At 36.1% G+C, this 13,085-nt stretch carries 15 protein-coding genes; 10 read left to right on the top strand and 5 right to left on the bottom strand.

All coding sequences use genetic code 11. From position 1 onward, the window contains the following. The first annotated feature begins 21 nt into the window (after positions 1 to 21). The 5 genes from ACQ76T_RS15355 to ACQ76T_RS15335 all read left to right on the top strand — a co-directional run bounded on the left by ACQ76T_RS15355 (position 22) and on the right by ACQ76T_RS15335 (position 3,678). Entirely contained in the window at positions 22 to 786 is a 765-nt protein-coding gene (locus tag ACQ76T_RS15355) for a LytR/AlgR family response regulator transcription factor (protein WP_431344169.1), read from the top strand. Beyond that, positions 783 to 1,775, top strand: a complete 993-nt coding sequence (locus ACQ76T_RS15350) for a sensor histidine kinase (RefSeq protein ID WP_431344168.1) — start codon at positions 783 to 785, stop codon at positions 1,773 to 1,775. The genes ACQ76T_RS15355 and ACQ76T_RS15350 overlap by 4 nt, the downstream gene beginning before the upstream one ends. A 124-nt stretch (positions 1,776 to 1,899) precedes the next feature. Then, positions 1,900 to 2,796, top strand: coding sequence for a DUF6268 family outer membrane beta-barrel protein (locus tag ACQ76T_RS15345; protein ID WP_431344167.1), 897 nt, complete (start codon positions 1,900 to 1,902; stop codon positions 2,794 to 2,796). 9 nt (positions 2,797 to 2,805) lie between these two features. Further along, entirely contained in the window at positions 2,806 to 3,108 is a 303-nt protein-coding gene (locus ACQ76T_RS15340) for a hypothetical protein (protein WP_431344166.1), read from the top strand. Positions 3,109 to 3,258: 150 nt separating this feature from the next. After that, positions 3,259 to 3,678 (top strand): DUF6146 family protein, encoded by a 420-nt coding sequence (locus ACQ76T_RS15335; protein WP_431344165.1) that lies wholly within the window; start codon positions 3,259 to 3,261, stop codon positions 3,676 to 3,678. A 140-nt stretch (positions 3,679 to 3,818) separates the two neighbouring features. On the opposite strand, the gene ACQ76T_RS15330 is transcribed toward ACQ76T_RS15335, so the two are convergent. Together ACQ76T_RS15330 and rho are read right to left on the bottom strand one after the other, a co-directional pair. Further along, on the bottom strand, positions 3,819 to 4,415 hold the full coding sequence (locus tag ACQ76T_RS15330; protein WP_149387627.1) for a superoxide dismutase: 597 nt from the start codon (positions 4,413 to 4,415) through the stop codon (positions 3,819 to 3,821). Positions 4,416 to 4,632: 217 nt separating this feature from the next. Continuing rightward, complete coding sequence (rho, locus tag ACQ76T_RS15325; RefSeq protein WP_431344164.1) at positions 4,633 to 6,435, bottom strand: transcription termination factor Rho; 1,803 nt, start codon at positions 6,433 to 6,435, stop codon at positions 4,633 to 4,635. Positions 6,436 to 6,579: 144 nt separating this feature from the next. Between rho and ACQ76T_RS15320 the strand changes: the two genes are divergently transcribed. The 5 genes from ACQ76T_RS15320 (at position 6,580) to ACQ76T_RS15300 (ending at position 10,814) form a co-directional block, all read left to right on the top strand. Further along, positions 6,580 to 6,969 carry a DUF4293 domain-containing protein gene (locus ACQ76T_RS15320; RefSeq protein ID WP_431344163.1) on the top strand — a complete coding sequence of 130 codons (390 nt, stop codon included), beginning with the start codon at positions 6,580 to 6,582 and terminating at the stop codon, positions 6,967 to 6,969. A 65-nt stretch (positions 6,970 to 7,034) separates the two neighbouring features. After that, positions 7,035 to 7,454 (top strand): hypothetical protein, encoded by a 420-nt coding sequence (locus tag ACQ76T_RS15315; RefSeq protein WP_431344162.1) that lies wholly within the window; start codon positions 7,035 to 7,037, stop codon positions 7,452 to 7,454. Positions 7,455 to 7,459: 5 nt separating this feature from the next. After that, positions 7,460 to 8,380 carry a M28 family peptidase gene (locus tag ACQ76T_RS15310; RefSeq protein ID WP_431344161.1) on the top strand — a complete coding sequence of 307 codons (921 nt, stop codon included), beginning with the start codon at positions 7,460 to 7,462 and terminating at the stop codon, positions 8,378 to 8,380. Positions 8,381 to 8,604: 224 nt separating this feature from the next. Next, a complete protein-coding gene (locus ACQ76T_RS15305) occupies positions 8,605 to 10,443 on the top strand; it encodes an ABC transporter ATP-binding protein (RefSeq protein WP_431344160.1) in 1,839 nt (612 codons plus the stop codon). A 23-nt stretch (positions 10,444 to 10,466) separates the two neighbouring features. Continuing rightward, complete coding sequence (locus ACQ76T_RS15300; protein ID WP_431344159.1) at positions 10,467 to 10,814, top strand: DUF1801 domain-containing protein; 348 nt, start codon at positions 10,467 to 10,469, stop codon at positions 10,812 to 10,814. A gap of 59 nt (positions 10,815 to 10,873) precedes the next feature. Here ACQ76T_RS15300 and ACQ76T_RS15295 read toward each other — a convergent pair whose 3' ends face one another. The 3 genes from ACQ76T_RS15295 to ACQ76T_RS15285 are packed head-to-tail and all read right to left on the bottom strand — an operon-like array spanning position 10,874 to position 13,013. After that, on the bottom strand, positions 10,874 to 11,530 hold the full coding sequence (locus ACQ76T_RS15295; RefSeq protein ID WP_431344158.1) for a phosphatidylserine decarboxylase family protein: 657 nt from the start codon (positions 11,528 to 11,530) through the stop codon (positions 10,874 to 10,876). 4 nt (positions 11,531 to 11,534) lie between these two features. Further along, positions 11,535 to 12,407, bottom strand: a complete 873-nt coding sequence (locus ACQ76T_RS15290) for a phosphatidate cytidylyltransferase (RefSeq protein WP_431344157.1) — start codon at positions 12,405 to 12,407, stop codon at positions 11,535 to 11,537. Between the two features lie 24 nt (positions 12,408 to 12,431). Continuing rightward, on the bottom strand, positions 12,432 to 13,013 hold the full coding sequence (locus ACQ76T_RS15285) for an LUD domain-containing protein (protein ID WP_422694406.1): 582 nt from the start codon (positions 13,011 to 13,013) through the stop codon (positions 12,432 to 12,434). Positions 13,014 to 13,085 lie beyond the last annotated feature (72 nt).

Genomic DNA, 13,085 nt, shown 5'->3' with positions numbered 1-13,085 from the left:
GGATTCATTACTTATCAGCTTATGTACAGATATATCATTATTGAAGATGAACGATTGGTATCGGAAGAACTTAAAAGAATGCTTTCCGCCATCAGACCCCAATATATTCACACAGCAACTCTGACACGGGTAAAAGAAGCTGCTTCTTATATCAAAAGTACGAATACCGCTGATCTTATTTTTCTGGACATTCAACTTTCAGACGGAATTTCCTTTGATGTTTTTGAACAGGTGCAAACGGATATACCCATCATTTTCACAACTGCTTATGATGAATTTGCTTTAAAAGCATTTGAGCTCAACAGTATAGATTACCTTCTCAAACCCATAGAAACAGAAGATCTTGAAAAAGCTTTACAAAAATTTGAGAAGCACAACAAAAAACAAGAACCAGAAATCTTCAGTAAAATCAGAGAGGTATATCAGCCCAATTTTGTAAAAAAAAGATTTCTAATCCAGCAGGGAGCTCTTTACGACTATATTGAAAGCAGTGATATTGCTTTTTTCTACAGCGAAGATAAACTGGCATTTCTCCATACCTTTTCAGGCAAGAGATACATTATTAATTATACCATAGAACAAATTGAAAACTTCTGCGACAGGCAAATGTTCTTTAAGGTTTCCAGAAGTTGTGTGGCCAATATACAATCCATCAGCAAAATCGTAAAATACGACAACAGCAGGCTGAAAGTCAGCTGTACCCCAGAGCATCCCCATGAAATAATAGTAAGTCGTAAAAGAGTCCCTGATTTTCTTAAATGGATTGACGGAATTACCATTTCATGAAAAAACAGACCCAATACAGTATTGCCTTTACAGGCCTTATCATTGCTTTATCCATCATTTTTCAGTATATTATATTGAAAATTCAGCTGGGTGACGATGGACACATTACCTCTTTATCTGCTGCCACAAGTACTTTAGCCTGTATTTTTTTTGGCTTTTTCGATGTATGGATTGTTAGAAATATCATTAAAAAATATTCTTCATACCTTTTTTTAAAAGTGATGGTAATTTCCCTAGCCATTACTTCTTTAACCGTTCTTTGCGTAAGTATTTCTGCGCATTTTTTAATCCTGGATACTGAAGATTTTAAGAGCCGCCTTTTTGATATTACAGTTCCTGCGTGGCTTCTGAACTGCATTCTTGTATTTCTTATTGCAGCGTATTATTATGCGGAACAAAAAATCAGACTGGAACTTCAGCTAATGGCAAGAGAAAAAGAAAAAGCTCAATATCAATATGAAATTTTGAAGTCCCAGCTGAATCCTCATTTCTTATTCAACAGTCTTAATGCATTATCTTATCTGGTATATGAAGATCCTACCCAGTCTAATCTTTTCATTAAGAAACTGGCAGGTCTTTACCGGTACGTATTACACGCCCACACAAAAGAGCTGATCACCCTGAAAGAAGAACTTAAATTTGTAGAATCTTATTTCTTTCTGGAAAAGATACGTTTTGACAGTATTTTTTTAACAATCTCCGGCAGTGATCACTTCGGCCAACGGAAAATAATCCCTCTTTCTCTTCAAATTTTAGTAGAAAATGCAATCAAACACAATGTAAGTGACAGCGATGCCCCTTTAAAAATCACGATCACTATAGATCAGCAGGGAATATCCGTTTATAATCCTATCAACAGCCGCACTCAGGTGAAAAAGAATGGCATAGGCCTGGAAAACCTGGAAAAGCAGCATTCAGCTTATGATAAACATCTTTCAGTGAATCATCTGCCCGATTCCTTTTCTGTTCATATTCCTTTTATAGAATAAACGTTCCTTTATTTCATCCTCTGAATTTTTATTTTCATCCTAAAAAAAATAAACCCTATCCGGATTTACTTTCACCCCGTTTTTGAATTCTTTTATTTTGAATAAAATTTACGGTTTCAAAAACATGAAAAAAGTATTACTAATAGCTGTATTCAGCTGCTTATTGGCATCTGTTTCTGCACAAATTCAGATCAGAACAGAATATCTTTCCAGCTCATCATTGCAGAATAAAGAAGATGAAAAGTTCGGGAAGGGAGATATGCTGAAAATATCAGGAAGATATACCCTTCCTCTTTCCATAATCCCTACAGAAAGAGCACAACCAAGAATATGGAATGCTACAATAAGCGGATCTTACGGAAGTTTTAGAAATGAATTGGAACAGGCAGATTTGGATCAGAGTCAGATTATCAATGCTAATTTCACAGTCAATCATATTCGTCCTATATCAGAAAAATGGTCATTCATCGGCAGTTTGGGAGCGGGTATTTACTCTTCTCCCAAAGCCATAACGGCGGAAAGCATCCTTTTCAATGGAGCTGCAATTTTTATGTACAGAATTAAAGATAATCTCAGTATTGGAGCCGGAGCCGGCCTTACCAACAGCTTTGGGGTTCCATTACTGATTCCGATGGCACTCGTCAACTGGAAGGTATCAGGCGATTATGAGGTTTCTGCAAATATTGCCTCGGGAATTGATATTTCTGCGGCTGCAAAGCTTTCGGAACACTGGAAGTTAAGAATAACGGGAATAGAAATAGATGGAATATCTTCCGTCGTCAAAATTGATGATACTTCAAAGATCTATGGACTGTCTAATATACGGTCTTACATTTCTCCGGAATACAAAAGAGGCAATACATCTTTATTCATCGGATTGGGTGGGAACTGGATGAGATCTGTAACTCTTGCAGACCGTTCTTTCAAAGGATTTACAGAAAGTCTTTTTAAGAATAAGAACAAATTCAATTTCGGTTCTTCTTTCTATATTACAGTAGGATTCAGGTACAGTATGTTTTAATAAATGCTTATGAAAAAATTACTCAATATATTATTATTCTACTACTTTTCCGGAACTGTGCTGGCCTGTGCCGGCAGAACAGGAACAGAGTACACTTATGAAAATATCAAAAGAATTGTCCCGGGTATGAGTTTTAAAAAAGTAATTACCCTGATGGGAAAGGAATATGAAGTACTAGACAGGAAAGTAGAAAAGCTGGAAATTGGTTACAGAACGGCAGACCGTGCAGTCTACAGAATATCTTTTAAAGAAAATATAGTCATCAAAATCCATAAAGAAAATCCGGAGATTATTATCGACCTAAAAAAATAACTATTACCCCCTCTTATCAAGTGCCTGTCTTATACAGGCATTTTTCATTTCCAATTGTAGAGCATTCCGTTTCAAATAGGCGTATATTTGTTTCATCCTACACCACTGAATATAAAACTTTTATATTGTATTTCTTTAATAAAAATTCATATGAAAAATATAATCTTAGCTCTGTTATTTGCACTTATTCCTTTGGATTACTTTTCACAGACAAAGCCTGAGACCTCCAAAGAAAAATCCGAAATGAAACCTTCTAAAAACGAAGACGGAGAATGGGACCTTACGGTAATTGATACCCAGTTCGATTACTTTCTAAGTGCTATTGCCAAACCTATCAGCCAATACTCTGAATCTTATCTGAAAACAAAGAATACATTTTTGGTGAATGAGTGGAACAGTTATTACAATTCCGGGAAATACAGAAATATCATAGAATCCGGAATAGACTATGACCCAAAAGAAAACTATGGGATCAAATTTGAATACAAGCTGTATCAGGTTTTTGCCTATGTAAACTGGAAATATGGCTTAAAAATGAATGCCCTTTCCGGTAGTGATGCAGTAAGATAAATTAACAAAAACACTTTTAAAGTACTATTCAAACCCTACATTTGTAAAGAATAAAAAAACCTTAAGCAAATAGTATTGAGGTAAATATGAAAAAAGGTTCAGAAATTTCTGAACCTTTTTTATTTTATAATAGCTGAAAATTATTTGTTGAATAATTCTTCTACTTTATCCCAGTTTACTACATCAAAGAATGCAGAAACATAGTCAGGTCTTCTATTTTGGTAGTTTAAGTAGTATGCATGCTCCCAAACGTCTAATCCTAAAACCGGAGTTCCTTTAACGTCTGCTACAGGCATTAATGGGTTGTCCTGGTTTGGTGTAGAAGATACAGATACAGAACCGTCAGCATTTTTTACCAACCAAGCCCATCCTGAACCAAATCTTGTTTTTGCAGCATCAGAGAAGTCAGTTTTGAACTTTTCAAGACCACCATAGTTTTCGATTGCCGCTTTTACATTTCCTACAGGTTCTTTGCTTCCTCCAGGAGTTAAAATTTCCCAGAATAAAGAGTGGTTGAAGTGACCTCCACCGTTGTTTCTTACTGCTGGTTTATCAGTTCCTGTCTGGCAGATCTCTTCAATCGTTTTTCCTGCTAGTTCAGTTCCTTCAATTGCTTTATTTAAATTGTCAATGTATGCCTGGTGATGCTTTGTATGGTGGATTTCCATAGTTTTTGCATCAATAGTTGGCTCTAATGCATCATATGCATATCCTAGTTTTGGTAATTCAAATGACATAATCTTTATTTTTAATGTTATAATCCAAAATTAGCCAATATTTAAGGGAATATCAAAGATTGGGTATTACTTTAATAAATCTTTAACATTGATATATTGATTTAGAATGAATTAAATTTTTAAATATTTATTTTTATCCTCTATTTTCCTTGTCAAAAAAATAAAAAGCACGAATCATATAATACGATGCGTGCTTTTTATTTAACAATAATTAAATTTATTTATTCATAGACATCAGGAATTCTTCATTGTTAAGAGTTCCTTTGATGTTTTTATTAACAAATTCCATGGCTTCTACCGGATTCATTTCAGAAAGATATTTTCTAAAGATCCACATTCTCTGAGAAGTCACTTCATCAAGAAGAAGATCATCTCTACGAGTGCTGGAAGAAACAAGATCAATAGCAGGATAAATTCTTCTGTTAGCAATTTTTCTGTCCAGCTGAAGTTCCATGTTACCTGTACCTTTGAATTCTTCAAAGATTACTTCATCCATTTTAGACCCTGTATCGATAAGTGCTGTTGCAATGATCGTTAAAGAACCTCCTCCTTCAATCTTTCTTGCTGCCCCAAAAAATCTTTTGGGTTTGTGAAGTGCATTAGCATCTACTCCACCGGAAAGAACCTTACCGGATGCAGGAGTAACAGTGTTATATGCTCTTGCTAATCTTGTAATAGAGTCCAGCAAAATAACTACATCATGACCGCATTCTACCATTCTCTGTGCTTTTGCTAGAACAAGATTGGCTACTTTCACGTGTTTTTCTGCTGCTTCGTCAAATGTAGAGGCAATAACTTCTGCATTTACGCTTCTTTCCATATCAGTTACCTCTTCCGGACGTTCATCAATAAGAAGAACCATCATATACACTTCCGGGTGGTTGGCTGCAATAGAATTGGCAATATCTTTAAGCAACATTGTTTTACCTGTTTTAGGCTGTGCAACAATCATTGCTCTTTGTCCTTTACCAATTGGCGCGAACAGGTCTACGATTCTTGTAGAAATAGTAGAATTGTTTCCTGCCAGATTGAATTTTTCTTCCGGGAAAAGTGGGGTAAGATATTCAAAAGCAACACGGTCTTTAATGAATGCTAAATCACGTCCGTTAACTTCCGTAGGTCTCAGCAGTGAAAAATATTTTTCACCTTCCTTTGGAAGTCTTACAATCCCTTTAACAGTATCTCCGGTTTTCAAACCAAAATTTCTGATCTGTGCCGTAGAAACGTACACATCATCAGGAGAAGAGATATAGCTGAAATCTGAAGAACGTAAAAATCCGTAGTTATCTGGTAAGATTTCCAAAACACCTTCAATACTTACCATTCCATCGAAATGGAATTCTTTTTTATGGTCTTGCGGTTCCTCTGCCTTTTCAGAATGTCTGTTCTGATTTTGGTTTTGGTTTTGATGCTGATGTTGATTTTTATGTTGGGTTCCACTGTTCTGTGGATGGTTGTGTCCTTTTTGAGGTCTGTTAGCCTGTTGCTGTTGAGGAGGGGTGTTAGGCTTTTCTTCGGCCTGAGCTGGCTCTTGAGATTCTGTGTTTTTTGGAGCTTCTATTTTCTCCTGGGTAGCTTCTGCATTCCCTGTATTGGTAGGAACCCTTTTCCTTTTCTTTTTAGCTGGAGTGGCTGCTTGGCCTTCTTCTGCAGCGACAACTTCTTCAGTTTTGGGTTCTTCAGGTTTTACTTCTTCAGGAACCGGTATCTTTTCTTCTACTTTTTCTTCTGCCGGAGCTTTTGCAATGGCTTTTGGCTTGGCTGGTGCTTTTTTTGGAGCAGCCTTTCTTGCCGGGGCTTTAACAGGTTTTTCTGCTGGAGCCTCTTCAGTATTTACACTGGTGGTTTCTGTGGCGTTGAAATAATCTTTTGAGACTTTAGGGTTAGAAGCCTGAAAGTCAAGAATAGCAAAGATCTTGTCATTTTCATTGCTGTTTCTTGCAACTTTAACGCCCAAATCTTTTAAGATTTTAGTCAGTTCCGTTACGGATTTTGACCTTAACGTTTCTATGTTAAACATATTTAATGTAAAAATGTAATTAATTGTGAGTAAGAAAAGTAAGTCCGGTGACTTTGGTTTTCAAGTACATTGTATAATGCAAATCTACACTTATTTTTGAATTGTGCAAAATTTATGTTATTTTTGCCAAGAATTTAATATTCAATGCTACAGAGAATACAAACTATATGGACCTTGTTAGCAGTTTTAGCTGCTGTTTTTCTTTTTATAACAGGACAGGATGTTGCCGTTTTCGGCAGTATTCCAGTAATTAATATTGGATCTATAGTGCTTGTTGTTATTGGAGCATTAAGTATCTTCAGTTTCAAAAACAGAAAAAGACAAATTTTGCTGAATACTATCAGCATCATTATAAACGCTTTGTTGATTGGTGTATTGGCGTACTGGTTACTAAACTTATCCGGAGGAATTAATTTTCCTGAGAAGGGTATTGAGCCGGTTTTCCCATTGGTTGCGGTAATATGTCTGCTTATTGCAAATATATACATCCGTAAAGATGAGAGGCTCGTGAAATCTGTAGACAGACTTCGATAGCCTTACAACGATTTTTTGAGTGAGAACAGTTCCCCAGGGAGCTGTTTTTTTTTATTTTTACAGAAATGAAAAGTACCGCCAATAAAATAAGTATTATTGCAGCCTTCTTACTGGCAGGTTTCTTTATTGCCTACCAACTTCAACACCAAGAAGATCAGGAAGCTGAAAAAAAACCAAGTTTCTACCTTTCCGACATTGATGAGAATATTGATAATGATTTAAAAACAGGCTATTTATTTAGCATCAATACGATAACCTACAAACCTGGCACTTATCATTATGAACTCCATACCAATGCCAATGATGAAAGAATACTCTTTCTTTCCGGAAATAATCTATTTGACAGCAATAATACTATTGATTTCAGCTGGCGCCAAACCATCCCTCCCTACAGAATTATTAAAAAGCCTAAAGCAGATACCCTGTATATCATCAAAGAAGGAAGAACAATTGCTTTTCCCAAATATCTTGTAAACAACAAATAAAAAATATGAAAAAACTAACTTATCTTACGCTATCACTTTTCTCTGTATTGTCTTTCGCACAGGAAGTCTCAAAAACAAGAATTCAAACAGTACTTTCTACTCTTGCTTCTGATGAAATGAAAGGCCGTGAGATCGGCACCGCTGAAAATGATAATGCGGCCAACTATATTGCAAAGCTTTTCAAGGAAAACGATCTGGAATACTGTACAGGAAATTCTTATCTGATTCCTTTCGATTATAAAGGGAAAACAGTATACAATGTTTGTGGAATCAAAAAAGGAAAAACAAATCAATATCTTGGCTTCTCTGGACATTTTGATCATATCGGAACCAGTAATAAAAGTGGCGACAATATATACAACGGTGCAGATGATGATGCCAGCGGAATTACCACTTTAGTAGGTATTGCTGATTATTTTAAAAAGAAAAAGCCTGAATTCTCAATGGTCTTTATGGCATTCAATGGAGAAGAAAAAGGAATGCTGGGCTCAAAAGCAATTTCCGTAGATAAAAATCTGGATCACATTTATAATAACATGACGGCTCTTTTCAATTTCGAAATGGTTGCTACCGAGTCTCAATGGGGAAAAAATGCTATGTATATGACCGGAGACGAATTTTCTGACCTTGATGAGCTTTTCAACACTCATGCTGCAAACGGATTAAAAATACATGCAGACCCATATGCTCAACAACAGTTATTTTACCGTTCAGATAATGTGAGCTTTGTAAAAAAGAAAATCATAGCCCACTCATTCTCTACTGTGGATATGACGAAAGCCACTCATTATCACCATGAAAATGATGATGTCAACATCGTAGATTTTGATAATATGACCCAGATCATCAATAACTTCGGAAAAACTTTGGACCAGCTTAATCCTAAGAATTTTGCACCGAAGTACAATGACCAGGTAAGATTTTAATACATTATTCATCATAAAAAACCGCTACTCCAGCGGTTTTTTTAGAATCGTGCTTATCCAGATTCCGCTTTTCGGTTCTTCTTAATTTATGGCAAAAGAAAATTCATGAGTTATGAATTGTAACAAAAAGACATTTTTTGAAACTTATCCTTTAAAGTAAAATAGGATTAAGAACGTCTTATCTTTTAATTTTACGTAATTTTGCTATCCAATTTTTTCATTGAATGAACCAATATATTAAAATACTAAAGTTCGCAAGACCGCACCAAAAATACATCTACGGAAGTTTGTTTTTCAACCTTATGTACTCTGTATTTCAGATTGCTTCCTTAGGGACTATTCTACCGGTTTTAGGGATGCTTTTCGGAACCATTGAGGCCAAAAAATACAGCCATCCTCCAGTTTATTCGGGAGAGATTTTAGACTTTTTCTCATATGCAAAAGAATATGCCAATTATTATGTTCAGACTTTAGTCACTGAGCATGGAGCACTTAACGTTCTGGCGTGGCTTTGCGTGGTAACAGCTTTTATGTTTTTACTGAGAAACCTTTTCAGATATTTAGGTTCATTTTTGTTGATCAATTACCGTGTAGGTGTTACTAAAGACCTTCGTGGAGCTATGTACAGAAAGATTCTTGCTTTACCTGTTTCCTTTTTTACGGAAAGCAAAAAGGGAGATCTGATGTCCCGTATGTCCAATGACGTAGGCGAAGTTGAAGGAAATATTTTAGGAAGCTTAGTTGAATTGATCAATGCTCCTTTTATGTTGATCAGCACATTGGTAACGCTTTTCTTTTTAAGTACAGAAATGACACTTTTCTCACTTCTAGTATTACCTATAATGGGAACGATGATTGCTTTAATAGGAAAAAGTCTGAAAAAGGATTCTCACGAAGCGCAGCATGAAATGGGAAATATTTTCTCTATTGTAGATGAAACATTGAAGTCTACCAAAGTGATCAAAATTTTCAGTGCAGAAAAAATAATGGACAACCGTTTTATGCTGTCTATGCAGAAATGGATCAACAGTTCTATAAGCTTAGGCAGAAAAAAGGAATTAGCCTCTCCTATGAGCGAATTTTTAGGTTCGGTTACGTTCTTAATTATTGCCTGGTACGGAGGAAAACAAATTATTGTAGAACAAAGTATTTCACCAGCGGATTTCCTTGTTTTCCTGGGTATTTTCTTCCAGATTTTACCGCCTGTGAAAAGTTTATCTCAGTCTATCTCGAATGTTCAGAAGGGAGAAGCTTCTCTTGAAAGAGTTTTAGCGATTCTTGATGCGGATGTGAAAATAGACGAAATCCCAAATCCTGTTTCTATCTCAACATTAAATAGTTCAATCGAATTTAATAATATTGGTTTCTACTACGATAAAGACCATACGATTCTTAAAAACTTCTCTCTTTCTATTCCTAAAGGGAAAACCGTAGCTCTTGTTGGGCAAAGTGGAAGTGGAAAAACAACCATTGCCAACCTTCTCGCAAGATTCTACGATGTTTCTGAAGGAGAAATTCTGATTGACGGAACAGATATCAAACATTTAAAGTTAGAGGAATATCGTAAGCTATTGGGAATGGTAACCCAGGAATCTGTACTTTTCAATGATACCGTTTACAATAATATTCTGATGGGTAAACCTGATGCTACGAGAGAAGAAGTAATTGCTGCCGCCAAAATTGCCAATGCAGATGCATTTATCACAAGACTTCCTGAAGGATATGATTCAAATATCGGAGATGATGGAGGGAAGCTTTCCGGAGGTCAGAAACAAAGGGTATCTATTGCAAGAGCAGTACTGAAAAACCCACCGATTATGATCCTGGATGAAGCAACTTCCGCATTGGATACAGAATCTGAAAGATTTGTACAGGATGCCTTAGAAAAAATGATGGAAAACAGAACGTCTCTTGTTATTGCCCACCGTCTTTCTACCATCCAGAAAGCAGACTGGATTGTAGTCATGGAAAAAGGTGACATCGTTGAACAGGGAACTCACCATGATCTTATTGCCAAAAAAGGAATGTATAATAAGCTCGTTGAGCTACAGAATTTCGACTAAAAACAATTTTAATCATTTTTATAATGAACCCCATACAAGAGTATTTCTACAGAATTAAAGAACCTGAAAGAAGTACTCTTCTTTTTTTGCGTGAAAAAATCCTCGCATCTGATACGGAAAACATTACAGAAACGTTCAGCTTTGGACTTCCGTTTATCAAGTATAAAAAGAAAATGCTGTGTTATTTCTACTACAGCAAAAAGTATAAAAAGCACTACATCAGTTTTTACCACGGAGACCGTCTGGATCATCCGGAATTGATACAGGATGGCAGAAAGAAGTTTAAAATCCTCCTGATTGATGTGGAACAGGATTTACCATTAGAATTGATCCTACAGCTTACAGAAGAGGTTAAAAAATATATTAAATAAAGATCTTTAAACAAAAAAAGAGAGCCACATGGACTCTCTTTTTTTATATACAATACATTTTAATTTTCCTTCAATTTAGCAATCACATCAAGACCACCTTTTGTAATATCACCAATCTTACAGATGATTTCGGTATCTAAAGGAAGAAATACGTCCATTCTCGACCCGAATTTAATAAATCCGAACTCATGCCCGGCTTTTGCTTTATCTCCTTCATTACAGTAGAAAACAATCCTTCTTGCCACATATCCGGCAATCTGCCTGAATACCACTTTATGGTTGGTTAAAGTCTGTACCGCTACCGTTGTTCTTTCATTTTCCGTAGAAGACTTTTCATGCCATGCTACCAGATATTTTCCAGGGTGATACTTTTTGTAAATCACTTCTCCTGAAACCGGATATCTACAAATGTGCACATTCAGCGGAGACATGAAGATGGAAACCTGAATAGCTTTTCCTTTGATGAATTCATCCTCCTCTACTTCTTTTATCATTACTACTTTCCCGTCTACCGGAGCAATAACGTTTTCTTTGTGATCAAGGATCGTACGGTTTGGCACTCTGAAAAACCAGAATACAAGACAGTAAATAACCAACAAAGGCATAATGATCAGCAGTGACCATATTTCAAGGAAATAGATTGCCAACACTCCCACTACCAAAAAAAGTAGGGTTGCTACGGTAATCGTTCCTTTTGATTCTCTATGTAATTTCATGAGACTAAATAAATTTTTCTAAAATAAAGTACAAATATACGACAGGAACGCAGATAATAAAACTATCAAGCCTGTCTAAAACTCCTCCGTGCCCCGGAATGATGTTTCCACTGTCTTTCACGCCGAAATTTCTTTTCAGCTGGCTTTCCACCAAATCTCCCAATGGAGCAAAAGCAGCTACCAGAAATCCTACAACCATCCAGTTTCCTCTTAGTTCAGGTTGGTAATGCTCTATAAAGTAAGAAAGGACAAGAGTTAAAACAACGCCTCCAATATATCCTTCCCATGTTTTTTTAGGAGAAATCTTAGGAGCCATTTTATGTTTTCCGAAGAACTTTCCTACCAGATAAGCAAAAGTATCACTACTCCAAATCAAGATAAACAGAAAAAGAACTTCCAGAGAGAAGGTATCATTATAGCTTGAGAACTTAGGCAGTCCCAATGCAAAACTGAACGGCAGAGCCACGTAAATGACCGTAAAGATCAGTTTCCCGCTGTCGAAGTATAATTCGTTAGGATATTTAAATAAAGTGACTACAGCGATTCCTATGAGGGCAAGAGCCAGAATTTCACTCAATCTGAAATCAAAAAAGAAGTCATGACTAAAGTATCTTTTGGAAAACATATAAAATATAAAAATGACTAATGGATACACGACCCATTTTTCGTATCCTTTTCCGAATTTCATGATCTTAACACACTCCCATGTGCCCACGATAAGTAAGAGACTTATCAGCGCATGATAAAGATATTGCTGTTTGATAAGGCCCGGGGCAATATTGTTGATCAGCTGTGCTCCCAGCGGAGTTGAACAAAGAATGATGACAGCTACATAAACTATCCCTGAAATGGTTCTTTGAATGAGATTTTTGTCCAAAATTTAAAGTTTAGAAGTGGGTGCTTAATCTTCAAGCAGCAGTAAAAACAGTTTCACGTTGGAATTGGCAGAACTGTCCATTTTAGATTGGCTTCCACTGATGGAAGTAAGGTTCTTGATATTTCCGTTTCTTTTTATTTTTCCCATGGCATCATTCAGATTGTTCACAATCTGTGAAACGTTGGCAATGATAATAATTTTATCAGGGAGTCTTGAAGAATGGTAATGGAGAATATTGTTATGTGAAAGCATGATTCGGCCATCATAGGCGATCAGGTATTCACAGGTGATGAATGCGGCATCATTGGACGGCTGCAGTTCTGAGGTATAGGTAGATTTCACAACATTTAAAAAGTTCTGAAGTTCCTTATCCCAACAGAAAAGATTACCGATACCTTCTATTTTGATAATTTGATTTAAAGTTTGTAGAGCTTCCGCTTCATCTGCACAATAATTAAAAAATCCCCCCGAATGCGTAAATAATTGGGCAAACTTATAGTCGAGATCCGCATTTTTCAGCGAATCCCCAAGCTTCTCCAGGCTCTGTTTCTCGTCTTCCTCAGGCTGGTTGGTAAGTTTGCTTACAATCCTCTTGAATAAATTCAACTTAATCTATTTTTAGTCAACTTTATACAAAAATAGAAAATAAATTACAATAGAGTTCAAAATATCTCCTTA

It is taken from the genome of Chryseobacterium sp. JK1, assembly GCF_050632815.1.
Classification (GTDB): Bacteria; Bacteroidota; Bacteroidia; order Flavobacteriales; family Weeksellaceae; genus Chryseobacterium.
This window is presented reverse-complemented; position numbering and strand designations above follow the sequence as displayed.

Coding starts and splice junctions, on each gene's coding strand:
- ACQ76T_RS15345 (WP_431344167.1), top strand. CDS start 1,900: ATGAAAAAAGTATTACTAATAGCTGTATTCAGCTGCTTATTGGCATCT.
- ACQ76T_RS15330 (WP_149387627.1), bottom strand. CDS start 4,415: ATGTCATTTGAATTACCAAAACTAGGATATGCATATGATGCATTAGAG.
- ACQ76T_RS15295 (WP_431344158.1), bottom strand. CDS start 11,530: ATGAAATTACATAGAGAATCAAAAGGAACGATTACCGTAGCAACCCTA.
- ACQ76T_RS15300 (WP_431344159.1), top strand. CDS start 10,467: ATGAACCCCATACAAGAGTATTTCTACAGAATTAAAGAACCTGAAAGA.
- rho (WP_431344164.1), bottom strand. CDS start 6,435: ATGTTTAACATAGAAACGTTAAGGTCAAAATCCGTAACGGAACTGACT.
- ACQ76T_RS15350 (WP_431344168.1), top strand. CDS start 783: ATGAAAAAACAGACCCAATACAGTATTGCCTTTACAGGCCTTATCATT.
- ACQ76T_RS15305 (WP_431344160.1), top strand. CDS start 8,605: ATGAACCAATATATTAAAATACTAAAGTTCGCAAGACCGCACCAAAAA.
- ACQ76T_RS15315 (WP_431344162.1), top strand. CDS start 7,035: ATGAAAAGTACCGCCAATAAAATAAGTATTATTGCAGCCTTCTTACTG.
- ACQ76T_RS15355 (WP_431344169.1), top strand. CDS start 22: ATGTACAGATATATCATTATTGAAGATGAACGATTGGTATCGGAAGAA.
- ACQ76T_RS15320 (WP_431344163.1), top strand. CDS start 6,580: ATGCTACAGAGAATACAAACTATATGGACCTTGTTAGCAGTTTTAGCT.
- ACQ76T_RS15340 (WP_431344166.1), top strand. CDS start 2,806: ATGAAAAAATTACTCAATATATTATTATTCTACTACTTTTCCGGAACT.
- ACQ76T_RS15335 (WP_431344165.1), top strand. CDS start 3,259: ATGAAAAATATAATCTTAGCTCTGTTATTTGCACTTATTCCTTTGGAT.
- ACQ76T_RS15310 (WP_431344161.1), top strand. CDS start 7,460: ATGAAAAAACTAACTTATCTTACGCTATCACTTTTCTCTGTATTGTCT.